The sequence below is a fragment of the Streptomyces glaucus genome (assembly GCF_039533365.1).
Lineage (GTDB): Bacteria > Actinomycetota > Actinomycetes > Streptomycetales > Streptomycetaceae > Streptomyces > Streptomyces glaucus.
On record NZ_BAAATK010000026.1, the window covers coordinates 1 to 20,872 of the forward strand.

Sequence of the window (20,872 nt, forward strand, 5' to 3'; positions counted from 1 at the left end):
CCGCGCCCGCGCGCCGGAGCCGCCCGCCGTCGCGCCCCGCGCCCCGGAGCGGCGCCGCGGCCGCCGTCAGACCAGGGCCGGCGTCCTCCGGCGCGAACCGCCCGGTGCCGCGTCGCCCGCCGCGATGCCCGTGCTGCGGTACGCCTTGACCGTCCGGCCCGCCGGGCGGCCGCCCGACCGGAGCCAGTCGACGCGGACCCACAGCAGGACCTCCTCGGCCCGCTCGCGGCGGCCGATCCAGGCGGCCTTCAGCCACAGGCCCGCGCCGCAGCCGGCCAGCAGCAGGCCGCCCGCGGCGGGCGCGGCGAACGCGCTGCCGAGGGCGGCGAGGAAGGCGAGCAGCAGCCACCAGCGGTGGCCCCGGCGCCAGTTGCGGGTGGTCACCGCCCGGTCCTGGAGCACGTCGTGCTTGCCGGCCCGGGCCGCCGAGCGGGTCAGGGCGGCGTACCGCCCGCGGCGCGCGCACGCCACCACGGCCGTCGCCACGACGAACAGCGCGGCCCCGGCCAGGACGCCGATCCGGCGCCCGGTCAGCCCCGGCACCAGGACACCGATGCCCGCCGCGAACACGCCCAGCCACCACAGCGGTGCCGCCCCCGCCCGTACGACGACGGCCACCCGCGCCAGCCCCTGTCCTCCGCGCGCCACGTCCAGCCTCCTGTCTCAAGGTCTGCGAGGTGTCTGAAAGGTCTCTTAGGAGATAAGGCATGCACGCTAACGGGACAAGGTGAGACGAGTCTGAGAACCGGGCGGGCAGGGAGAACGGGGGGCGCCGCGCCGCCGGCCCTCACTCCACGAACAGCCCCCGCGCGGCCGCCTTCGCGTCGAACTCCTCCAGGCGGGCCTGGGCGTCGGGCAGGTCGTCGCACATCGCCTCCAGCAGCACCCGGCCGAGCAGCATCGGCGCGCAGGCGGTGTCGAAGACGAGGCCGGTGCCGACGGCGGCGGGCAGCAGCAGGTCGGACACCTTGGCGACCGGGGCGAAGGCGGAGTCGGCGACCGTCACCACCGTCAGTCCCGCCTCCTTGGCGTAGGCCAGGGCGTCGAGGACCTCGCGGGGGTGGCGCGGCAGCGCGAAGCAGAGCAGGGCCGTCGCCCCGGCCCGGACGGCGCCGTCGACGCGGTCGTGGACCATCGTGCCGCCCTCGTTCAGCAGCCGGACGTCCGGGTGGACCTTGGCGGCGAAGTACGCGAAGCCGTACGCCTGGGCGGCCGCCGCGCGCAGCCCGAGCACGGGCAGGGGCCGCGAGGCGGCGAGCAGGCGTCCGGCCCGCCGCACGGGCGCGGGGTCGGCGAGCAGCCCGGCGAGGTGCCTGAGGTTCTCGATCTCGGCCTCGACGGCCTGCTGGTACGCGTTGTACGCGCCCGCGTCCGCGTCCGCCGCCGGTTCCGCCGGGACGACCTCGCGCAGATGGCGGCGCAGGGCGGGGTAGCCGTCGAAGCCGAGGGCGACGGCGAAGCGGGTCACGGACGGCTGGCTGACCCCGGCCAGCTCGGCCAGCTCCACGCTGGACAGGAACGGCACGTCGGCGGCCCGCCGCACCATGCTGTGCGCGATGCGGCGCTGGGTCGGCGTCAGCCGGTGCCCCTCGAAGAGCGCCTGCAGCCGCGCGGCAGGGCTGTCGGTCACGCCCATGACGTGCTCCCCCTCGGCCTCTTCACATGCCCCGAATCCTGCATGTCGTTATACAGCCGGGGCCTGCCCGCGGCGAACCCGGGCCGCCGACTGAGAGCCGAAGGCCGAAATGACAGTGTGAACCCCAACCTGATAGTGCACTTGCCAGCGTGAATCCCTAAGGGCTGTCCCGCAAGTGATCTCGGACGTGCTCCTCATCGGTCGTTGGCATAGATCCGCTATCCGGTCAGGGTGAGGTTGTGGAGGCGGGCGATGCCGAGCATGGCGTGGTGGACGCCGTCGCCTTTCAGGCGGCAGTCGCGGAGGATCTTCCAGGTCTTCATGCGGGCAAAGGTGTGCTCGACCCGGGCGCGGACTTTGCGGTGGGAGGTGTTGTGTGCTTCCTTCCAGGCCGGTAGCTCGGTCTGGCCGGGTTCTCGGCGGTGCGGGACGATCAGACCGGTGCCGCGGTAGCCACCGTCGGCGATGACGGTGGTGTTGCCGACCGAGTTCTTGGCTCCGGATAGTTCCCATGCCTTGCAGTCGTTGCGGTTGCCGGGCAGGGGTCGGCCGACGGAGACGACAAGGCGTGAGTCGGCGTCTATGACGACCTGGTGGTTGGTCGAGTAACGGTAGTTCTTGGACTGCTCCGCCACGCTGTGGTCCCGTGTCGGTACCAGGGTGCCGTCCACGATCAGCACCGTGTCTCTGCGGAAGCGGCTCCGCTGCCGCAGCGCGAGCAACGGCCCGAGGTGGCTCACGATCCGACCCGCGGCCGACTTCGAGACCCCGAACAAGGGAGCCAACTGCCGCAAGGTCAGGTTCGTCCGCCAGTACGCGGCAACCAGCAACACCCGGTCTTCCAGCGGCAGACTCCACGGACGCCCCCTGCAAACAAGGGGCGGGCCTCCGCGTCGCAGCATGGTGATCAGTTTCCCGAACTGCTTCGGACTGAGCCCGGAGTACGGCGCTATCCATGACGGCTCCGACGCCGTGATCACAGCCCGCACATGAAGATCATCTCAGTAGTGGGCCTGGCATCCCTGCATGGTCCGGACCTGGGGGTCTGGATCTGTCGGCCGAGGTCAGTAGAGCCAGCGGTCCAGGAGCCCTGGCCAGAGAAACCCCTCGTAGCCGTTGAAGGCCGTCGGGTCGATCTCCTTCAGCTCCTCGGCCAGCCGGTTCAGCTCAGCGAAAGCCCGCTCTTCCTCCTCATCGGAGAGGTACTCCTCGGGCCCGTCCGGTTCGCTGAGAAGCTCTGAGGCTGCGACGCGACTGCCGTAGCGGTGAAGGACGTCGAGCCACACGCCGACACCCGAGTTGGCGTACCACGCCTCCCCATCCGGCATGACGAAGTAGACCGTCCCGGTCTCCGGCTCGACACCGAACGAGAACCGCTCGGCCTGATCATCGGGGTCCGCCTGCTCGGTGAGACGGTAGAGCGGGCCCCGTGATGTGAGCAGGGCTGGCTCAGCCTCGCTCTGCATCACGACTCGTTCGATGAGGCGCGGAGCCAGCGGGATGCCCACCTCGACGAGCTGTGCCTTCATGAAGCCCGGGATTCGCCAGCCGGCCACAACGTCCCGTCCGGCTCGCGTGACATGCCCCAAACCGGCCCACTCGGTCAGCTGGTCGTACGTCGCCATCGAACGATCCTCTTCCGTCGGCTGTGGTCTTGACCCCATCGAGCCGGTCCCAGGCCAAGGCACGGCCGCACTTGCGGGACAGCCCTAAGATCGAGCAGGGCCGTTTCAACGACATCCGGGAGTGCATCGGCTGCAACATCTGCCTGGCCTTCGACTCTCTCGGCGCCCCCATCCGCTGCACGCAGAATCCCACGATGGGCGAGGAGTGGCGTCGCGGCTGGCATCCCGAGACCATCCCACCCAAGGACACCGACGACACCGTGCTTGTCGTCGGTGGCGGTCCCGCCGGACTGGAAGCCGCCCGGGGGCTGGGCCAGCGCGGCTATGACGTGATTCTCTGCGAAGAGAGCCGTGAACTCGGAGGACGGGTCACTCGTGAGGCGCGGCTGCCCGGCCTCGCGACGTACGGCCGGGTGCGGGACTGGCGCCTCGAACAGCTCAAGCGCATGAAGAACGTGCAGCTCCTGCCCGGCAACCGCGTCACGGCGGACCTGGTCCTGGAAGCCGGCTGCTCCCTTGTAGCCATCGCCACCGGGGCGACATGGCGTGGTGACGGTGTCGGGCGCTACCACGCCGAGCCGATTCCCGGTCTGGATGACGTCGAGGTGTTCACGCCGGACGACATCATGGACGGTCGGCTCCCCCAGGGCCGTGTGGTGATCTACGATGACGACCACTACTACATGGCTGGCGTCATCGCTGAGCAGCTCGTCGCCGCGGGGTGTGACGTCACGTTCGTGACCCCCGAGCCCACAGTCGCGGCCTTCACCCAGTACACCGCCGAGCAGAAGCGTATCCAGCGCCGCATCATGGAACTCTGCTCCGCGGTCCACACCTCCACCACGCTCGCTCGCACCGAGCCGGGCACTGCCTACCTTGCCTGCACCTACACGCGACGTGAAACCGCCGTGGCCGCCGACGCGGTCGTCCTGTCCACGGGACAGATCCCCAGGGACACGCTCTACCAGGAGCTGGCAGAACTCGGACCCGCTGCCCTCGAGGAGGCGGGCATCCGCCGAGTGGTGCGGGTAGGCGACGCCCTCGGTCCCGGGATCATCGCCGGGGCCGTGCACAGCGGGCACCTGTTCGCTCGCACCCTCGACACCGCCCTGACCGATGAGACCCCCTACCGGCGCGAGAACGTCACACCTGACTGGGACCGGCCCCTGCCCTCGAGAGGTACCGCGTGATGGGAACGTTCAAGGAGTTCCTCGCCAAGACAGCCGACGGTCATCCCCTGACCCGCCAGGAAGCCGCCGACGCCTTCACCGCCATGACGACTGGTGAGGCAACCCCTTCCCAGATCGGCGCGTTTCTGATGGCCCTGCGCGTACGCGGGGAGACGGTCGACGAGATCACGGGCGCGGCGACCAGCCTGCGCGGCAGAATGCGCACGGTCACGGCACCCGTAGGCGCGGTTGACATCGTAGGCACAGGGGGCGACGCCTCCGGCTCGTACAACATCTCCACGTGCGCCGGGCTCATCGTCGCCGGTGTGGGCGTCCCCGTGGCCAAGCACGGAAATCGCGCGCTGTCCTCCCGTTCCGGCGCGACCGACGTGCTGAGCGCACTCGGCGTGCGGACCGATCTCTCGCCGGCGGAGGTCGAGCACTGCATATCCGCGGCGGGCATCGGCTTCATGCACGCGCCGAACCATCATCCCGCCCTCAGGCATGTGGCGCCCACGCGTGTCGAACTCGCCACTCGCACCGTGTTCAACATCCTCGGCCCGCTGCTCAACCCCGCCAGGGTCCGGCATCACCTGGTCGGCGTCTACTCCCGGCACTGGGTCGAGCCCCTCGCCCAGGTCCTGGGCGAACTGGGGTCCACACACGCGCTGGTGGTGCACGGATCAGACGGCCTCGACGAGGTCACCACCACCGGTCCCACGTACGTCGCGGAACTTGTGGACGGCGTGGTGAAGACCTTCGAGATCACGCCCGGCGAGGCGGGCATCCGCACGGCCCGCCCCGAGGAACTGCGGGGAGGGACGCCTGCTCAGAACGCCACATCGTTGCGGGCGGTTCTCGACCGGGCCCAGGGGCCGTACCGGGACATCGCAGTGCTGAACGCCGCCGCCGCGCTGCTCGCGGCGTCCCACGTCACCGACTTCAGGCAGGGCGTCGCCCTGGCAGCCGAGTCCATCGATTCCGGACGGGCAAGGGAACGTCTGTCCGCCTTGATCGAAGCATCCAACGCCAACGTCACCGAGGACGCCTGATGAGTGACCTGCTGACTCGTATCACTACGTACAAGCGTGAGGAGATCGCCGAAGCCAAAAGGCAGCGGCCACTGGCGGCTCTGCGAGAGCGGGCAGCGAACATGGCGCCTCCCAGGGGCTTCCTGGCCGCCATCGAACAACGGCAGCGGCAGGGCGAGTACGCGCTGATCGCCGAGGTCAAGAAGAAGAGCCCGTCCAAGGGCCTGATCCGCGCGGACTTCGACCCGGCGGAGCTTGCCCGCGCCTACGAGGCGGGGGGCGCCACCTGCGTGTCCGTACTGACCGATGGTCCTTCGTTCGACGGCAGCCTGGTCCACTTGGACGTCGTCCGGACGACGGTCGGACTGCCTCTGCTCCGCAAGGACTTCATGCTCGATCCTTATCAGGTCGTCGAATCCAGGGCCTGGGGAGCGGACGCGATCCTGCTGATGCTGTCCACCGTCGACGATGACACCGCCCTCGCCATCGAGGATGCCGCACGAGAGTTCGGTATGGACGTCCTGGTCGAAGTGCACGACGGCGAGGAACTGGAGCGGGCGGCTCGGCTGCGGTCCCGGCTGATCGGGATCAACAACCGCGACCTCAAGACCATGGAGACCAGTTTGGCGACCGCGGAGAACCTCGCCCCGCAGGTCCCCGAGGGCAAAGTCATCGTCGGGGAAAGCGGGTTGCGCACTCCGGAGGACCTCAAGCGCATGGCAGCCGCTGGCATCACGGCGTTCCTCGTGGGTGAGAGTCTGGCACGAGTTCCCGATGTCGAGTCCGCGACACGAGCGCTCCTGGCACAGTAGTGCCGTCACTACGCAGCAGTTGGACTGATCACCAAGGGAGCGGCCGTCCATGAGTGTTGAGTTTCTCATCACCGCATTCATCATTGTGGTTTCCCCGGGAACCGGCGCGGTGTACACCGTCGGCACAGGCCTGACGCGCGGATTTCGCATGTCAGTTGTGGCCGCCTTCGGCTGCACTCTCGGTATCGTTCCGCATCTGGCCGCGGCGATCGCAGGACTTGCCGCCATCCTTCACACCAGCGCGCTGGCGTTCGAGAGCTTCAAGTGGGCCGGCGTCGCCTACTTGCTCTTCCTCGCCTGGCAGACCCTGCACGAGAAGGGGGCAATGAAGATTGACACCGAGGGCGGGAGCCAGGCGAAGGAGAGGTCGGCAGTCCGCGTCGTATGGACTGCGATTCTGCTCAACTTCCTGAACCCGAAGCTGTCCATGTTCTTCCTGGCGTTCCTGCCTCAGTTCGTTCCGGCTGACAGCACCAATTCGCTGCCGCACATGCTCGAGCTCTCGGCCGTTTTCATGATCATGACGTTTGTGGTGTTCGTGATCTACGGCGCCTTCGCCGCAGCTGTACGGGACCACATCATCACTCGCCCGAAGGTTCTGGCATGGATGCGCCGGACATTCGCTGTTGCCTTCGTCGGGCTGGGCGTTCAGCTGGCCCTCGCCAGTCGCTGACTGCGACCCTCGCCGCTCACGCACCTGCCTCGGAGAAGGCCTGCGGAGCAAACAGATCCGTTGAGGTAGCTCTATGCGAAATCATTTATTCATCAAGCTCTGTGGGCTCAAGACCGAAGAAGACGTGGACACGGCTGTCGAGGTCGGTGCCGACGCCATCGGCTTCATGTTCGCTGACAGCCCACGGCGCGTGGATGCCACCACAGCAATACGGCTCATTGAGCGAATTCCTTCAGATGTGATGACCGTCGGGGTTTTCCGTAACCAGCGATTGGATTACATCCGCTCCTTGGCCAACATCACCGGAATCGGTGCAGTGCAGCTTCACGGCAATGAAGAGCGAGGGCACTTCGCTGCGCTCAGGGAGGGGTCGTGGACGCTCATTCGAGGAGCGTCGTACCGCGAGCCTGTCCCGCAGTGCGGGCAGATGGGCGAAGACATTCTGCTCCTCGACGCACCCACGCCAGGCGCCGGGATACCGTGGGACTGGACCCGAAAAACCTTCCGTTCCCCCGGTGACCAGTGGCTCCTGGCCGGCGGCCTTACACCGGACAACGTGGCCGAGGCGGTTGAGATCACCAGGCCCTGGGGGGTGGATGTGTCCAGTGGGATCGAAAGTGTCCGAGGGATCAAAGACTCGGGACTGATCCGGGCATTCGTCAAGGCCGCTCGAGCCGTTGCCTGAACCCGAGGAGACGTCTTGTCAATCCGGCTCTACGACACCAGCGCCCGGCAGATCCGTGACTTCGCCCCGCTCAGGCCGGGCTGTGTCTCGATCTACCTGTGTGGTGCCACCGTGCAGGCCGCGCCGCACATCGGGCACATCCGCTCGGGCCTGAACTTCGACATCCTGCGCCGCTGGTTCGCGTACCGCGGCTACGACGTGACGTTCGTCCGCAACGTCACCGACATCGACGACAAGATCATCAGGAAGGCGGCGGAGCAGAACCGTCCCTGGTGGGCCATCGGCTACGAGAACGAGCGGGCGTTCGACGACGCCTACACCGCCCTCGGCTGCCTGCCGCCCACCTACGAACCGCGCGCCACCGGCCACATCACCGAGATGGTCGAGATGATGCGCGGCCTCATCGAGCGTGGGCACGCCTACGAGGCCGACGGCAACGTCTACTTCGACGTCCGCTCGCTGCCCGGCTACCTCGCCCTGTCCAACCAGGGCCTGGACGACCTGCGCCAGCCCGCCGGCGAGGGCGAGACCGGCAAGCGGGACCCGCGGGACTTCGCCATGTGGAAGGCGGCCAAGCCGGGGGAACCGAACTGGGAGACGCCGTGGGGGCGGGGGCGCCCGGGGTGGCACCTGGAGTGCTCCGCGATGGCACACAAGTACCTCGGTGAGGAGTTCGACATCCACGGGGGCGGGATCGACCTGATCTTCCCGCACCACGAGAACGAGATCGCCCAGGCCCGCGGCTTCGGCGACGCCTTCGCCCGGTACTGGGTGCACAACGCCTGGGTCACCATGAGCGGCGAGAAGATGTCCAAGTCGCTCGGCAACAGCGTGCTCGTGTCCGAGATGGTCAAGCGGTGGCGGCCCATCGTGCTGCGGTACTACCTGGGCACCCCGCACTACCGCTCGACCATCGAGTACAGCGAGGAGGCCCTGCGCGAGGCCGAGGCGGCGTTCACCCGCATCGAGGCCTTCGTCCAGCGCGTCACCGAACTCGCCGGCGGGCCCGTCGAGCCCGCCGCCGAGGTGCCGCCCGCCTTCGCCGAGGCCATGGACGACGACCTCGGCGTGCCGCAGGCGCTCGCCGTCGTGCACACCACCGTCCGGCAGGGCAACAGCGCACTGGCCGCCGACGACAAGGAAGCGGCCGTCGCCCGCCTCGCCGAGGTCCGCGCCATGCTCGGCGTCCTCGGCCTCGACCCCCTGGACCCGCAGCGGGCGGGGGAGCAGGAGGAGGGCGACGACCTGCGGCACGTCGTCGACAGCCTCGTACGGCTCGTCCTCGACCAGCGCGAGGCCGCCCGGGCCCGTAAGGACTGGGCCACCGCGGACGCTATCCGCGACCGGCTCGGCGAGTCTGGACTGGCCATCGAGGATAGCCCCCAAGGATCGCGCTGGACTAGGTGTACTACCCAGGGACGTTGGTCAACCTGGTGACGGGCGGTTTGCCGCCGGTTGCGGTGTGGGGACGGTGGTGGTTGTAGTGATGAAACCAGGCCAGCAAAGCTTTGCGGCGGGCTGATTCGCTGGAGTGGAAACGTCCGAAGCCACCCGGCGGCCAGCGTGCGGTCGAGGCGTTCGACACGGTTGATCCGGCAGCGGGTCAGGACCACGTGGAGGTCGAGGCGGGCATGCCCGGCCGTTCAGCGATCTGGACCGGTCCCAGTCGCCGCTTCCAGCGCAGGTGCACAATCTTGCGGACCTGCGGCTGAGTGGATCGGGCCGGGGACCCCGCCCATCGACCAGGTCACCCCGAGCTGGTCGCAGAGGCTGGCGAAGGCATGGGAGCCGTATGCACGAGCGGCAGTTGTCCAGGCTGCGTTCACTGCGACACACTTCCCCGTGCACGACGAGGCGCTGGGCCGTGTCGCCGCGAGCGGCTTGGACGGGCTCGACACGTCTCTGGTCACCGCTTGCCCGGTACCGGAGCGGCAGGCCGTCGTCGACGACAACAGCGGCGGGGTAACCGCCACCTGAGACTGCCGCATCGCCCCGGACGTCACCGCAGCGGGGAGCCAAGGCCCTCTGAAGGCCGGTCGGCTCTGCAGCGGCCGCCAGCTTCGGCGCAACGCAGGAGTCCGCCCTTTCAGATGGTGACCTTCACGCCGCGGCGAGCGAGTCCGAGAGTCAGTCCAGACCCGTGGTCACGCGCTTTTCATCTCCACGACGAACGCCCTCGGCTCTCAGGCTGTCGAATCGCGCGTAGTGCGCACGGCGCGGGTGACCTCGGCCAAGTCGAGATGACGCCGGCTTGCAGAAGCTCATGCGCAGCGAGAAACCCCTGGTCGACCTCACTCTCATTTCCCGTGCCCCGGAATGACCTCGATTAGATGCACATCTGATCAACAGTGGCCAGGTCGGAAGGCATGTCAAGTCTCATCTTCAGCGGCGGTTTTCAGCCGGCCCGCCCCGGTTCACCGCCCGGCCCGCCCCGGACGCCGTCCGGCCCGCCCGAGGTCCGACAGGGGGGCTGTCCCCAGTGCCGGGAGCGAGCCGGCTCCCTACCGTGGACCGCATGACCGGAACGGACGCGCGGGACACCGACCTGAAGAAGGAACTCGACGCCACCTTGCGGGCGCGCGGGGAACTGGGCGAGGAGTACGAGTCCGCGCTGGTCGACTCGTTCCTGGAGAAGGTCGACCAGCGCATCGACGAGGCCGTCGAGCGCCGGGTGCGCCGGCAGCTCGCCGAGCAGCGGACGGCGGCGGCCCGGGACTCCCGGTCGCCGGGGCCCGCGGACTCCTGGGGGGAGCGCTTCGGGTTCGGCATCGTCTCCCTGGTGCTCGCGATCCCGCTGTCCGCGATCGGCGGCGGCGTCGCCCACCTCCCGGGACTCCTCACCGCGTGGGCGGGCATCGTCGGCGTCAACGTCGTCCAGGCCGCCCGCGCCGATCCGGACCTGTTCGGGCGCCGCCGTCGGTCCTCCCGGGGCGACGCCGGGGAGGACCGGCGGCGGTGACGGCCCGCCGGCCCTCCCCTTCGAGACCCCGACGGTCCCGGCGGAACCGGAGCACACCCTCGTGGTCTGCCTCCCGGAGCCGGGCCCGGGGACGGCGGAACGCCTGCGGCCGCCGGCCGGCCGGGAGACGCCCGCGACGGCGACCGTCGGGTGAGCGGCCCCGGCGGCGAGCGGCCGGGGCCGCCGGAGCGGCGCCGGTTCGGGCGCGAGGGGATGTGCGCGGGGACCGCCGCACCCCCGTTGCCGGGGGGCGGGACGACGGCGGTCCCCGCGGGGGACGCGGGCCGGGTCAGGGCCGGGCTTGCGCGTCCGTGGCGTCCGTGGAGGTCCGGGAGCCGCTCCGGAGGTCCTGTGACGCCGATCTGCGCCGGCCGGGGCGGGGAGCCGCTCCCGCCCTGCCGACACCCACCAATGTGCCGGACCCGTGTTAAGCGGGTGCTGCGCGGACGTGACACGCGCGTACCACTTCCGCGAAGTCCGCGAAGGTCGTTGCTCACCGCAAGTTCGGCGCCCCCACCGCCCGTTCACCGGACGTCTCCCCGGCGTTCCGCCGTACGGGGACGACTCCTGCTCCCCGCCCGGCCGGCCCCCCGCACCCGACCGAGGCCCCTGGCCCGGCCGGGGCCCCGTCCGGCCGGGGAGCGGGCGCTACTTGCCGCCCTTGGCCAGGAACGCCAGCAGGTCCTGCCGGCTGACCACCCCGGTCGGCTTGCCCTCGACGAGGACGATCGCCGCGTCCGCCGTGCCCAGCACGGACATCAGGTCCGCGACCGGTTCGCCGGAGCCGACCTGCGGCAGCGGCGCCGACATGTGCTTCTCCAGCGGGTCGTCCAGCGAGGCCCGCTTGGCGAACAGGGCGTCCAGCAGTTCCCGCTCCACGACCGAGCCGACGACCTCGGCGGCCATCACGTCCGGGTGGCCGGCGCCGGGCTTGACGATCGGCATCTGCGAGACGCCGTACTCGCGCAGCACCTCGATGGCCTGGCCGACCGTCTCGTCGGGGTGCATGTGGACCAGGGAGGGGATGGCGCCGCCCTCCTTGTCGTTCAGCACGTCGCCGACGCGGGCGCTCGGGCCCTCGTCCGCCAGGAAGCCGTAGTCGGCCATCCACTCGTCGTTGAAGATCTTGCTGAGGTAGCCGCGTCCGCCGTCGGGCAGCAGGACGACCACCACGTCGTCGGGCCCGAGCCGCTCGGCCACCCGCAGCGCGGCGACCACGGCCATGCCGCAGGAGCCGCCCACCAGCAGGCCCTCCTCCCGGGCGAGCCGGCGGGTCATCTGGAAGGAGTCCTTGTCGGACACCGCGACGATCTCGTCGGCGATGCCGCGGTCGTACGCCGTCGGCCAGAAGTCCTCGCCGACGCCCTCGACGAGGTACGGCCGCCCGGATCCGCCGGAGTACACCGAGCCCTCGGGGTCGGCGCCGACGACCTTGACCCGCCCGTCGCTGACCTCCTTGAGGTAGCGGCCGGTGCCGGAGATGGTCCCGCCGGTGCCCACGCCCGCCACGAAGTGGGTGATCCGCCCCTCGGTCTGCTCCCACAGCTCGGGCCCGGTCGAATGGTAGTGGGAGAGCGGGTTGTTGGGGTTGGAGTACTGGTCCGGCTTCCAGGCGCCCGGCGTCTCGCGCACCAGGCGGTCGGAGACGTTGTAGTACGAGTCGGGGTGCTCGGGAGCGACGGCGGTGGGGCACACGACCACCTCGGCCCCGTAGGCCCGCAGCACGTTGATCTTGTCCGTCGACACCTTGTCGGGGCACACGAAGATGCACCTGTACCCCTTCTGCTGCGCCACGATCGCGAGCCCGACCCCGGTGTTGCCGCTGGTCGGCTCCACGATGGTGCCGCCCGGCTTCAGCTCGCCGCTCCGCTCGGCCGCCTCGATCATGCGCAGGGCGATGCGGTCCTTCACGGAGCCGCCGGGGTTGAAGTACTCCACCTTGGCCAGGACGGTCGCCCTGATGCCCTTGGTCACGCTGTTGAGCCTCACCAGCGGGGTGTTGCCGACGAGGCTGATCATCGAGTCGTGGAATTGCACCGTTGTCTCCGGATGCTGCAAAAGGTGTGGTCGTGATGGTTCCGCCAGCCTAGGGCCTGCCGCCCGCCCGTGACGGCCGTTCACGCCCTGTGGAGATTGGACGACGGTCCGTACGGGGCAAGCAGTGGGTGTACGGCTTCGAGGAGGTGACGGCGGCGCATGACGAGCATGTCGAGGGCGCGGGTGGCCCGGCGGATCGCTGCGGGCGCGGCGTACGGCGGCGGCGGGATCGGCCTGGCCGGCGCGGCCGCGGCCGGTCTGCTGCTGGCCGAGGTGCGGCTGGCCCGGCGCCGGGTGGGCAACGGCCCGTCCGGGCGCGTACCGGACGCGCAGGGCCTGTACGGCGGTACGCCGCGGGCCGGCGGGCCGCCTCTGCGGCTGACGATGCTGGGCGACTCCACGGCCGCGGGCCAGGGCGTGCACCGGGCCGGGCAGACGCCGGGCGCGCTGCTCGCCTCGGGCCTGGCCGCGCTGGCGGAGCGCCCGGTGGAGCTGCGCTCGGTCGCGCTGCCCGGGGCCCGGTCGGACGACCTGGACCGGCAGGTGGCGCTGGTGCTCGCGGACCGGTCCCGGGTCCCCGACATCTGCGTGATCATGATCGGCGCGAACGACGTCACCCACCGGATGCCCCCGACCCGCTCGGTCCGCCACCTGTCGGCGGCGGTGCGGCGGCTGCGCACGGCCGGCGCGGAGGTCGTGGTCGGCACCTGCCCGGACCTGGGCACCATCGAGCCGGTGTGGCAGCCGCTGCGCTGGCTGGCCCGCCGCGCCTCGCGGCAGCTGGCGGCGGCCCAGACGATCGGCGTCGTCGAGCAGGGCGGCCGTACGGTGTCGCTGGGCGACCTGCTGGGCCCGGAGTTCGCGGCGAACCCGCGCGAGCTGTTCGGCCCCGACAACTACCACCCCTCGGCGGAGGGCTACGCGACGGCCGCGATGGCGGTGCTGCCGACGGTCTGCGCGGCGCTCGGCCTGTGGCCGGCGGAGGAGGAGCGTCCGGACGCCGCCCGCCGCGAGGGGTTCCTGCCGGTGGCGCGGGCCGCGGCCGCGGCGGCGTCGGAGGCGGGCACCGAGGTCGCCGCGGCCCTGCCGACCGGACCGCGGGGGCCGTGGGCGCTGCTCAAGCGGCGCCGGCGGCGCCGGGTCCCGGAGACGGAACCGGAGCCCACGGCCCGGCCCTCGTAGCCGCGGGCGGTCGTACCCTTGAAGGCGGACGGAAAAAAGCAAGCGCTTAGAAAATTGCGGCCAGGGTCACACCGCACCGCCCGTGACCCGGGCCATACGTACGGGTAACTTCCCAGTCATCCCTGCCCGCCCCCTCGTACCGCCATGGAGCCGTGATGCCCGAAGCCGTGATCGTCTCTGCCGCCCGCTCACCCATCGGCCGCGCCAACAAGGGCTCCCTGAAGGACCTCCGCCCGGACGACCTCACCGCCACGATCGTCCAGGCGGCCCTCGCCAAGGTCCCGCAGCTGGACCCGCGGGACATCGACGACCTGATGCTCGGCTGCGGCCTGCCCGGCGGCGAGCAGGGCCACAACCTCGGCCGCGTGGTGGCCGTGCAGATGGGCATGGACCACCTGCCGGGCTGCACCGTCACCCGGTACTGCTCGTCGTCCCTGCAGACCTCCCGGATGGCGCTGCACGCCATCAAGGCCGGCGAGGGCGACGTCTTCGTCTCGGCCGGCGTCGAGATGGTCTCCCGGTACGTGAAGGGCAACTCCGACAGCCTGCCCGACACGCACAACCCGCTCTTCGCCGAGGCCGAGGCGCGCACCGCCGCCGTCGCCCAGCAGGAGGGCGCCACCTGGCACGACCCGCGCGAGGACGGCCTGCTGCCCGACCCGTACATCGCGATGGGCCAGACCGCCGAGAACCTCGCCCGCCTCAAGGGCGTCACGCGCCGGGAGATGGACGAGTTCGGCGTCCGCTCGCAGAACCTGGCCGAGGAGGCGATCAAGAGCGGCTTCTGGGAGCGCGAGATCACCCCCGTCACGCTGCCCGACGGCACGGTCGTCGCCAAGGACGACGGCCCCCGCCCCGGCGTCACCCTGGAGGGCGTCGCCGGTCTGAAGCCGGTCTTCCGCCCCGACGGCCTGGTCACCGCGGGCAACTGCTGCCCCCTCAACGACGGTGCCGCGGCCCTCGTCATCATGAGCGACACCAAGGCCCGCGAGCTGGGCATCACCCCGCTCGCCCGGATCGTCTCCACCGGCGTCTCCGGCCTGTCCCCCGAGATCATGGGCCTGGGCCCGGTCGAGGCCTCCCGGCAGGCCCTGAAGCGGGCCGGGCTGACCATCGACGACATCGACCTGGTCGAGATCAACGAGGCGTTCGCCGCGCAGGTCATCCCCTCCTACCGCGACCTGGGCATCCCGCTGGAGAAGCTGAACGTCAACGGCGGCGCCATCGCCGTCGGTCACCCCTTCGGCATGACCGGCGCCCGCATCACCACCACGCTGATCAACTCCCTCCAGTGGCACGACAAGCAGTTCGGCCTGGAGACCATGTGCGTCGGCGGCGGCCAGGGCATGGCCATGGTCATCGAGCGCCTCAGCTGACCCCCTCCCGGTGACGGGAGCTGAACCCAGCGTCACCCTTGGGCCCGGAACCCCGGAAACACCGGGATTCCGGGCCGTTTTGTGATCCAATCTCCCCCAGGATGTGACCTATCTCCCTCGGCGACGGGATCACCGCAGGTCACAGCCGCACACCAGCATCCCCCGAGCCCCACTTCCTGTCCGTTTCGTGACATTACGCACTGACAGCGGGTTAGTTTGCCCTTCAAGCTGATGTAGGAAGTCGGGGGTCGACTTCGAACCGGGAGAGTACGTCAGTGAACGCCTTGCCGATCGCCCTGCTGGTCATCACGGCCGCCACCGGCGCCGTGGGCGTCGCCGTCCTGCGCACCCTCGTGGTCCTGCGCCGACAGATCGCGGCCCTGAGCGCCGAGCTGGCCGAGAGCCGCACCGCCGCGCACGGCCGCGTGCCCTGCGCCCGCACCGCCGCGAGCACCGACGAGATACGCACCGCCGTGGCCGAGGCGCTCGCCGAGGAACGGGAGCGGGAACTCGCCGAGGCACGGGCCTTCTGGGCCGCGCAGGAGGCCCGCGAGGCGTCCGACGCGCCGCCCCTGCTCGGTCTCGAGACCGACCTGTTCCTGCCCCGGCAGGCCGATTTCAGCGGCCTGGAGCCGGTCTCCGAACCGGGCGCGGACGCCGACGAGCTCCCTTCCAGGGACTTCGTCCAGGAAGGCGCTCCCCTGGACTCCCCCGAACTGGCCGCGGCCCGCCGCCGCCACCCCTCGCACCCCGACTTCGTGCCGAACCCGTCGTCCGCGGTGAAGGATCACGAGCGCACGGTCGCCGCCCTGGAGGAGCTGGCCGCCTCCCGGGTCGGGCTGACCGACGTCCGCCCGGGCCCCCTCGGCACCCTCGACGTCTACGTCTTCGCGGACGGCACGACCCTGTGTCTGACCCCGGGCCACCGGGAGACGGCGGAACGCCTGGCGGCCGCCCTGCGCGCCGGCGAGACCCCGGTCCTCCTCGGCGGCTCCGGCCTCTCGGGCGCGTACACCCTGACCTTCGCCTGCGGCGAGGAGACGGTCTACATCCTGGCCGACCGGGTCATAGCGTCCCTGTGAGCGGCATCGCGGTCCAGCGGGGGCCTCGCCTCCGGTGAGGGCCGGCGTCCGGCGGGGGTCCGCCTCCCGGTGAGGACCCGCCCCCCGGTGAAAGACCTCGCCGGCGTCTCCCCGCGTCCCCGCCTACACCCCCGCTCGCCTCTGCGCCTCCACCACCAGCCCCACGGCCTTCTCCACCTCGTCCTCGCTCCGCAGCACAAGGGCCAGGTCCCGCCCCGCGACGGTGATCTGGTCCGCGGCCGCGAACATCCCCGCGTCCGGCATCCGGCGCGGCTCCGTCCCGGGGGACTCCAGGGCCTGCGCCCACCGGGCCATCTCCCTGGCCGCCTCGAGGGCCTCGGCGGCGGCTCCCCGCTGCAACCGGCTCTGCGGCGCGGCCCGCAGACGATCGGCGAAGTGATCCACCGCACGGTTCAGAGGCGTCGTATCAACCACGCCGTGAGCGTACGCGCGGTACCCGCACTGTTGCCAACGGGCGAACGCTCGGGCACGGTGACCTGAAGGACCGGCTTACATCCCATACGTCCGGAGGCGCCGATGTCCCAAGTCTTCTCCGAGGAGACCCATCGCAACCTGCTCGCCCGCATCCCCCACTGCACCGGTCGTGAGATCTCCGACTGGCTGCGGACCGTCGAGGAAGGCCCCGCCCTCCGCTTCGAGGAGAAGGTCAGCTGGCTCCGCCACGAACACGACCTCGCGTACGGCCACGCGAAAGCGATCATCCACGAATACGACCTGAGGAGGGCCGCGCGCAAACTGCTCTAGCGCGCCGCCCGGAGGACGACGAAGGGCCCCGGGATGCCCCGGGGCCCTTTCGCGCGGACTGCTCGCGCTAGTCGTTGCTGTTGAGGATCGAGATGAGCCGCAGGAACTCGAGGTAGATCCACACCAGCGTCAGGGTCAGGCCGAAGGCCGCGAGCCAGGCCTCCTCGCGCGGGGCGCCGTAGGCGACGCCGTCCTCGACCTGCTTGAAGTCCAGGGCGAGGAAGCAGGCGCCGAGGATGATGCCGACGACGCCGAAGACGACACCGAGCGCGCCGCTGCGGAAGCCGAGGCCGTCACCGCCGCCGAACACCGCGAACAGCAGGTTCACGGTCATCAGCAGGATGAAGCCGAGGGCGGCCGCCATCACGAAGCCGTAGAAGCGGCGGTTGACGCGGATCCAGCCGGCCTTGTAGGCCACCAGCACACCGGCGAAGACCGCCATCGTGCCGAGCACGGCCTGCATGGCCGCGCCGTCGGCGACATGGGTGTCGACGATGCTGGAGACGACGCCGAGGAAGACGCCCTCGAACGCCGCGTACGTCAGGATCAGCGCCGGCGAGGCCTTGCGCTTGAAGGACTGCACGAGCGCCAGGACCATGCCGATCAGCGCGGCGCCGATGCCGATGCCGTAGCTGCGGCCGACGTTGGCCTGGTCGACCGGCAGGAGGGCCCAGGAGAGCGCGGCCGTGAGGATGAGCACGCCCAGAGTGGTGGCCGTGCGCATGACGACGTCGTCGATCGTCATCCGGCCGGTGGTGACCGGTGCCTGCGGCGGCGCTCCGTGCTGCAGGTCCTGCTGGGCGTACGGGTTCTGCGCGTAGGGGTTGCCGGCCGGCTGGGCGTACGGGTTGCCCTGCGCGTACGGGTTGCCCTGCGTGGCGACGGCGGGTCCCCCGGCCTGCGGCGCGGCGTTGAAGCCCGCGTAGCCGTTGTCGCGGCTGAACCCTCGTCGCGAGAAGACCGGGTTTCTGCTCCTCATTTCACTCCTCCATGGCCACACTGCGTAGCCTTGGCTCAAGAGTAATGGAAAGGCAAAGGATTGACCCTAATGCTTGAGGAGGATCTTTCCCTCGTTGTGCTGCGCAACACGCTACGCGGCTCCGCGATTCCCACCACCGCGGGAACCGATTCATGACCAACCTGCGACCTGGCCGGAACCTGGCGGAGATCACCCGCTGACGCGGCCCCCGCCCGGCCCCGGCCGCCGCCTCACCCGAACGGGAAGCCGGTGTACGCCTCGGCCAGGTCGGTCTCGGCGGCGCGGGAGGAGGCGATCCGCTCCAGGCGGGCGAGCTGGAGGCGGTCCTCGAACGGGGTGGCGTCGGGTGCGCGGTGCAGCAGCGTCGTCATGTCGTAGGAGAACCGTTCGGCCTGCCAGACCCGGCCGAGGCAGGTGGCGGAGTAGGCGTCGAGGAGGTCGGCGGAGCCGGTCCGCCGCTCGTGCGCCAGGGCCCGCGCGAAGGTGACGACGTCGCCGACGGCCAGGTTGAGCCCCTTCGCGCCGGTCGGCGGCACGATGTGCGCCGCGTCCCCGGCGAGGAAGAGCCGGCCGTACCGCATGGGCTCGTGGACGAAGGAGCGCATCGGCGTGACCGACTTCTGGGTGATGGGGCCGCGCTGCAGCGTCCAGCCGTCGGCCGTCTCGAAGCGGCGCTCCAGCTCGGCCCAGATCTCCTCGTCGCCCCACGCCTCGGCGTCCGTGCCCTCGGGCACCTGGAGGTAGAGGCGGGAGACGGACGGGGAGCGCATGGACAGCAGGGCGAAGCCGCGGTCGTGGCGGGCGTAGACCAGCTCGTCGTGCGAGGGCGGCACGTCGGCGAGGACGCCGAGCCAGCCGAAGGGGTACGTCCGCTCGAACACCCGGGTCGCTTCCGCGGGGATCGCCTTCCGCGCGACTCCCCAGAAGCCGTCGCAGCCGACGACGTAGTCGCACTCCAGGACGTCCTCGGCGCCCTCGTGCCGGAAGCGGACGCGCGGGCGGTCGGTGTCGGCGCCCTCGACGGCCAGCGCCTCGGCCTCGAACAGCAGCGGGCCGCCCTCCTCGAGCTGGAGGGCGATGAGGTCCTTGCAGACCTCGGTCTGGGCGTAGACCATCACGGACCTGCCGCCGGTGAGGGCGGGGAAGTCCACCCGGTGGCGTTTCCTGTCGAAGCGGAGTTCGATGCCGTCGTGGCGCAGTCCCTCGCGGTCCATGCGTTCCCCGGCGCCGGCCGCGCGGAGCACGTCCACGGTGCCCTGTTCCAGGATGCCGGCGCGCTGCCGCCGCTCGACGTAGGCGCGGTCGCGGCTCTCCAGGACGACCGAGTCGATGCCGGCGCCGTGGAGGAGCCGGGCGAGGAGGAGGCCGGCGGGGCCGGCTCCGATGATGCCGACGGTGGTGCGCATCGGTCGTTCCCTTCGATGGGCGTCGTTGCCGTGGTCCCGGTGTCCACCACACAGGCTGTTCGTGTGGTGAAATTTTGTTCACCGATTGCTGACGTGAGTCTCCGGCCGCGCGCGTCCGCTGTCAACGGGTGAGTGAGAAAGTCCTCGAGGGGCGATGCAGGGAGTCGGCCGACGTGAAGGTGCCCGGAGCCGGACTCGAACCGGCACGCCCGCGAAGGGGCAGCGAGGTTTAAGCTCGCCGTGTCTGCATTCCACCATCCGGGCAGGCCATGGGCTCCGCATCGAGGTTCCGAGCCTATCGGGGCGCGCCCCCCGAACAGCGGCCGGGCGGGCCGATGTTGTCTTATTTTATTGATGTCTGAGGGACCATCAGCACACGGAACGCGCCATCCGCACTTGCCAACAGCCTTGCGCGCGGCGGTCGGCCGCGCATGCGGAATGACGGAATTTCACCGCCTGAACGAGGGTGCTCCACCTGTTCTCGACATCGCCGGCCCCGGTCCGCCGCCTCCGGGGACCGGTCATCCCCAGGTATGACACGGCTCGCGTCCGTCCGACCCGAGTCGGCCCCCGGAACCGGAACAGCGGGTGACTACACGGCCGGACGCGGCCGGAACGATGGAACGCGTCCCTCGAAACGCCGTCTTCCCTCCAGGAGTGCCGTTCCCGTGACCACCGCATCCCTCGCCAACCGGTCCACCTCCGCGGCCGCGCGCGCCACGGACCTGTCGAAGATCTACGGGCAGGGAGAGACCCGGGTGGTCGCCCTGGACCGGGTCTCCGTCGACTTCCGGCGGGCCGAGTTCACCGCGATCATGGGTCCCTCCGGCTCCGGCAAGTCCACGCTGATGCACTGCGTGGCCGGGCTGGACACCTTCTCCTCCGGTTCCGTGCGCATCGGCGACACCGAGCTGGGCGCCCTGAAGGACAAGCAGCTGACCAGGCTGCGCCGGGACAAGATCGGCTTCATTTTCCAGGCGTTCAACCTGCTGCCGACCCTGACGGCCCTGGAGAACATCACCCTCCCGATGGACATCGCGGGCCGCAAGCCGGACCGGCAGTGGCTGGACACCGTGATCGGGATGGTCGGGCTCTCCGGGCGGCTCGGCCACCGCCCCTCCCAGCTGTCCGGCGGCCAGCAGCAGCGCGTGGCCGTGGCCCGGGCGCTGGCCTCCAGGCCCGAGATCGTTTTCGGCGACGAGCCGACCGGGAACCTCGACTCGCGCTCGGGCGCGGAGGTGCTGGGCTTCCTGCGCAACTCCGTGCGGGAGCTGGGCCAGACGGTGGTGATGGTGACCCACGACCCGGTGGCGGCGGCCTACGCGGACCGGGTGGTGTTCCTCGCGGACGGGCGGATCGTCGACGAGATGGACGCGCCCACGGCGGACTCGGTGCTGGACCGCATGAAGCGGTTCGACGCCAAGGGCCGCACGAGCTGACCCGCCGCCACCCCCT

At 70.6% G+C, this 20,872-nt stretch carries 21 protein-coding genes, 1 tRNA gene and 2 pseudogenes; 13 read left to right on the forward strand and 11 right to left on the reverse strand.

The window, feature by feature from the left end; all coding sequences use genetic code 11:
- Positions 1–66: 66 nt before the first annotated feature.
- The 4 genes from ABD363_RS19650 to ABD363_RS19665 form a co-directional block, all read right to left on the reverse strand.
- Positions 67–648, reverse strand: a complete 582-nt coding sequence (locus ABD363_RS19650; protein WP_344605324.1) for a hypothetical protein — start codon at positions 646–648, stop codon at positions 67–69.
- A gap of 139 nt (positions 649–787) precedes the next feature.
- Complete coding sequence (locus tag ABD363_RS19655) at positions 788–1,636, reverse strand: MurR/RpiR family transcriptional regulator (protein ID WP_344605326.1); 849 nt, start codon at positions 1,634–1,636, stop codon at positions 788–790.
- 218 nt (positions 1,637–1,854) lie between these two features.
- Positions 1,855–2,625, reverse strand: a complete 771-nt coding sequence (locus ABD363_RS19660; protein ID WP_344605328.1) for a transposase — start codon at positions 2,623–2,625, stop codon at positions 1,855–1,857.
- Between the two features lie 75 nt (positions 2,626–2,700).
- Positions 2,701–3,261: an SUKH-4 family immunity protein gene (locus tag ABD363_RS19665; protein WP_344605330.1), complete on the reverse strand. Its 561-nt coding sequence runs from the start codon at positions 3,259–3,261 to the stop codon at positions 2,701–2,703.
- A 71-nt stretch (positions 3,262–3,332) separates the two neighbouring features.
- Between ABD363_RS19665 and ABD363_RS19670 the strand changes: the two genes are divergently transcribed.
- The 6 genes from ABD363_RS19670 to cysS all read left to right on the forward strand — a co-directional run bounded on the left by ABD363_RS19670 (position 3,333) and on the right by cysS (position 9,068).
- The gene (locus ABD363_RS19670; protein WP_344605332.1) at positions 3,333–4,451 is read left to right on the forward strand and encodes an FAD-dependent oxidoreductase; all 1,119 of its coding nucleotides are present in this window, start codon (positions 3,333–3,335) and stop codon (positions 4,449–4,451) included.
- On the forward strand, positions 4,451–5,482 hold the full coding sequence (gene trpD, locus ABD363_RS19675; RefSeq protein WP_344605334.1) for an anthranilate phosphoribosyltransferase: 1,032 nt from the start codon (positions 4,451–4,453) through the stop codon (positions 5,480–5,482). The genes ABD363_RS19670 and trpD overlap by 1 nt, the downstream gene beginning before the upstream one ends.
- Entirely contained in the window at positions 5,482–6,273 is a 792-nt protein-coding gene (gene trpC, locus ABD363_RS19680) for an indole-3-glycerol phosphate synthase TrpC (RefSeq protein WP_344605336.1), read from the forward strand. Before trpD ends, trpC begins: the two co-directional genes overlap by 1 nt.
- 49 nt (positions 6,274–6,322) lie before the next feature.
- Complete coding sequence (locus ABD363_RS19685; protein WP_344605338.1) at positions 6,323–6,946, forward strand: LysE family translocator; 624 nt, start codon at positions 6,323–6,325, stop codon at positions 6,944–6,946.
- 73 nt (positions 6,947–7,019) lie between these two features.
- Positions 7,020–7,631, forward strand: a complete 612-nt coding sequence (locus ABD363_RS19690) for a phosphoribosylanthranilate isomerase (RefSeq protein WP_344605340.1) — start codon at positions 7,020–7,022, stop codon at positions 7,629–7,631.
- A gap of 15 nt (positions 7,632–7,646) precedes the next feature.
- Positions 7,647–9,068, forward strand: a complete 1,422-nt coding sequence (gene cysS / locus ABD363_RS19695) for a cysteine--tRNA ligase (protein ID WP_344605342.1) — start codon at positions 7,647–7,649, stop codon at positions 9,066–9,068.
- On the opposite strand, the pseudogene ABD363_RS32670 reads toward cysS, so the two are convergent.
- A pseudogene (locus ABD363_RS32670) lies at positions 9,040–9,217 on the reverse strand (integrase core domain-containing protein); the annotation flags it as partial. The gene cysS and the pseudogene ABD363_RS32670 sit on opposite strands and share 29 nt — an antisense overlap.
- Positions 9,197–9,357: pseudogene (locus ABD363_RS32675) on the reverse strand (IS481 family transposase); the annotation flags it as partial. The pseudogenes ABD363_RS32670 and ABD363_RS32675, both read right to left, overlap by 21 nt.
- Positions 9,358–9,473: 116 nt before the next feature.
- Between ABD363_RS32675 and ABD363_RS19700 the strand changes: the two are divergent.
- Both ABD363_RS19700 and ABD363_RS19705 read left to right on the forward strand, forming a co-directional pair.
- Positions 9,474–9,608: a hypothetical protein gene (locus ABD363_RS19700; RefSeq protein WP_344605344.1), complete on the forward strand. Its 135-nt coding sequence runs from the start codon at positions 9,474–9,476 to the stop codon at positions 9,606–9,608.
- Between the two features lie 538 nt (positions 9,609–10,146).
- Positions 10,147–10,590, forward strand: a complete 444-nt coding sequence (locus tag ABD363_RS19705; protein ID WP_344605346.1) for a hypothetical protein — start codon at positions 10,147–10,149, stop codon at positions 10,588–10,590.
- Positions 10,591–11,238: 648 nt separating this feature from the next.
- On the opposite strand, the gene ABD363_RS19710 is transcribed toward ABD363_RS19705, so the two are convergent.
- The gene (locus tag ABD363_RS19710) at positions 11,239–12,627 is read right to left on the reverse strand and encodes a cystathionine beta-synthase (RefSeq protein WP_344605348.1); all 1,389 of its coding nucleotides are present in this window, start codon (positions 12,625–12,627) and stop codon (positions 11,239–11,241) included.
- A 159-nt stretch (positions 12,628–12,786) separates the two neighbouring features.
- Between ABD363_RS19710 and ABD363_RS19715 the strand changes: the two genes are divergently transcribed.
- The 3 genes from ABD363_RS19715 (at position 12,787) to ABD363_RS19725 (ending at position 16,267) form a co-directional block, all read left to right on the forward strand.
- A complete protein-coding gene (locus tag ABD363_RS19715; RefSeq protein WP_344605350.1) occupies positions 12,787–13,809 on the forward strand; it encodes an SGNH/GDSL hydrolase family protein in 1,023 nt (340 codons plus the stop codon).
- A 155-nt stretch (positions 13,810–13,964) separates the two neighbouring features.
- Positions 13,965–15,185 (forward strand): acetyl-CoA C-acetyltransferase, encoded by a 1,221-nt coding sequence (locus tag ABD363_RS19720; protein WP_344605352.1) that lies wholly within the window; start codon positions 13,965–13,967, stop codon positions 15,183–15,185.
- Between the two features lie 275 nt (positions 15,186–15,460).
- On the forward strand, positions 15,461–16,267 hold the full coding sequence (locus tag ABD363_RS19725) for a hypothetical protein (RefSeq protein ID WP_344605354.1): 807 nt from the start codon (positions 15,461–15,463) through the stop codon (positions 16,265–16,267).
- Positions 16,268–16,390: 123 nt separating this feature from the next.
- Here the strand turns inward: ABD363_RS19725 and ABD363_RS19730 are convergent, their stop codons facing one another.
- Entirely contained in the window at positions 16,391–16,702 is a 312-nt protein-coding gene (locus ABD363_RS19730; protein ID WP_344605356.1) for a hypothetical protein, read from the reverse strand.
- Between the two features lie 102 nt (positions 16,703–16,804).
- Here ABD363_RS19730 and ABD363_RS19735 point away from each other — a divergent pair, with 102 nt between their 5' ends.
- Complete coding sequence (locus tag ABD363_RS19735) at positions 16,805–17,032, forward strand: DUF4287 domain-containing protein (RefSeq protein ID WP_344605358.1); 228 nt, start codon at positions 16,805–16,807, stop codon at positions 17,030–17,032.
- A 67-nt stretch (positions 17,033–17,099) separates the two neighbouring features.
- Here ABD363_RS19735 and ABD363_RS19740 read toward each other — a convergent pair whose 3' ends face one another.
- The 3 genes from ABD363_RS19740 to ABD363_RS19750 form a co-directional block, all read right to left on the reverse strand.
- The gene (locus ABD363_RS19740) at positions 17,100–18,011 is read right to left on the reverse strand and encodes a Bax inhibitor-1/YccA family protein (protein WP_344605360.1); all 912 of its coding nucleotides are present in this window, start codon (positions 18,009–18,011) and stop codon (positions 17,100–17,102) included.
- Between the two features lie 230 nt (positions 18,012–18,241).
- Positions 18,242–19,417 (reverse strand): 4-hydroxybenzoate 3-monooxygenase, encoded by a 1,176-nt coding sequence (locus ABD363_RS19745; protein WP_344605362.1) that lies wholly within the window; start codon positions 19,415–19,417, stop codon positions 18,242–18,244.
- Between the two features lie 180 nt (positions 19,418–19,597).
- A tRNA-Leu gene (locus tag ABD363_RS19750) sits at positions 19,598–19,681 on the reverse strand.
- 404 nt (positions 19,682–20,085) lie between these two features.
- On the opposite strand from ABD363_RS19750, the gene ABD363_RS19755 reads away from it, so the two are divergent.
- Positions 20,086–20,856 carry an ABC transporter ATP-binding protein gene (locus tag ABD363_RS19755; protein ID WP_344605364.1) on the forward strand — a complete coding sequence of 257 codons (771 nt, stop codon included), beginning with the start codon at positions 20,086–20,088 and terminating at the stop codon, positions 20,854–20,856.
- The last annotated feature ends 16 nt before the right edge of the window (positions 20,857–20,872 follow it).

Bases quoted from the DNA above. Each gene is read 5' to 3' on its own strand.
- ABD363_RS19655 (WP_344605326.1), bottom strand. From the start codon at position 1,636: ATGGGCGTGACCGACAGCCCTGCCGCGCGGCTGCAGGCGCTCTTCGAG.
- ABD363_RS19665 (WP_344605330.1), bottom strand. From the start codon at position 3,261: ATGGCGACGTACGACCAGCTGACCGAGTGGGCCGGTTTGGGGCATGTC.
- trpD (WP_344605334.1), top strand. From the start codon at position 4,451: ATGGGAACGTTCAAGGAGTTCCTCGCCAAGACAGCCGACGGTCATCCC.
- trpC (WP_344605336.1), top strand. From the start codon at position 5,482: ATGAGTGACCTGCTGACTCGTATCACTACGTACAAGCGTGAGGAGATC.
- ABD363_RS19685 (WP_344605338.1), top strand. From the start codon at position 6,323: ATGAGTGTTGAGTTTCTCATCACCGCATTCATCATTGTGGTTTCCCCG.
- ABD363_RS19690 (WP_344605340.1), top strand. From the start codon at position 7,020: ATGCGAAATCATTTATTCATCAAGCTCTGTGGGCTCAAGACCGAAGAA.
- ABD363_RS19705 (WP_344605346.1), top strand. From the start codon at position 10,147: ATGACCGGAACGGACGCGCGGGACACCGACCTGAAGAAGGAACTCGAC.
- ABD363_RS19715 (WP_344605350.1), top strand. From the start codon at position 12,787: ATGACGAGCATGTCGAGGGCGCGGGTGGCCCGGCGGATCGCTGCGGGC.
- ABD363_RS19720 (WP_344605352.1), top strand. From the start codon at position 13,965: ATGCCCGAAGCCGTGATCGTCTCTGCCGCCCGCTCACCCATCGGCCGC.
- ABD363_RS19735 (WP_344605358.1), top strand. From the start codon at position 16,805: ATGTCCCAAGTCTTCTCCGAGGAGACCCATCGCAACCTGCTCGCCCGC.
- ABD363_RS19740 (WP_344605360.1), bottom strand. From the start codon at position 18,011: ATGAGGAGCAGAAACCCGGTCTTCTCGCGACGAGGGTTCAGCCGCGAC.
- ABD363_RS19745 (WP_344605362.1), bottom strand. From the start codon at position 19,417: ATGCGCACCACCGTCGGCATCATCGGAGCCGGCCCCGCCGGCCTCCTC.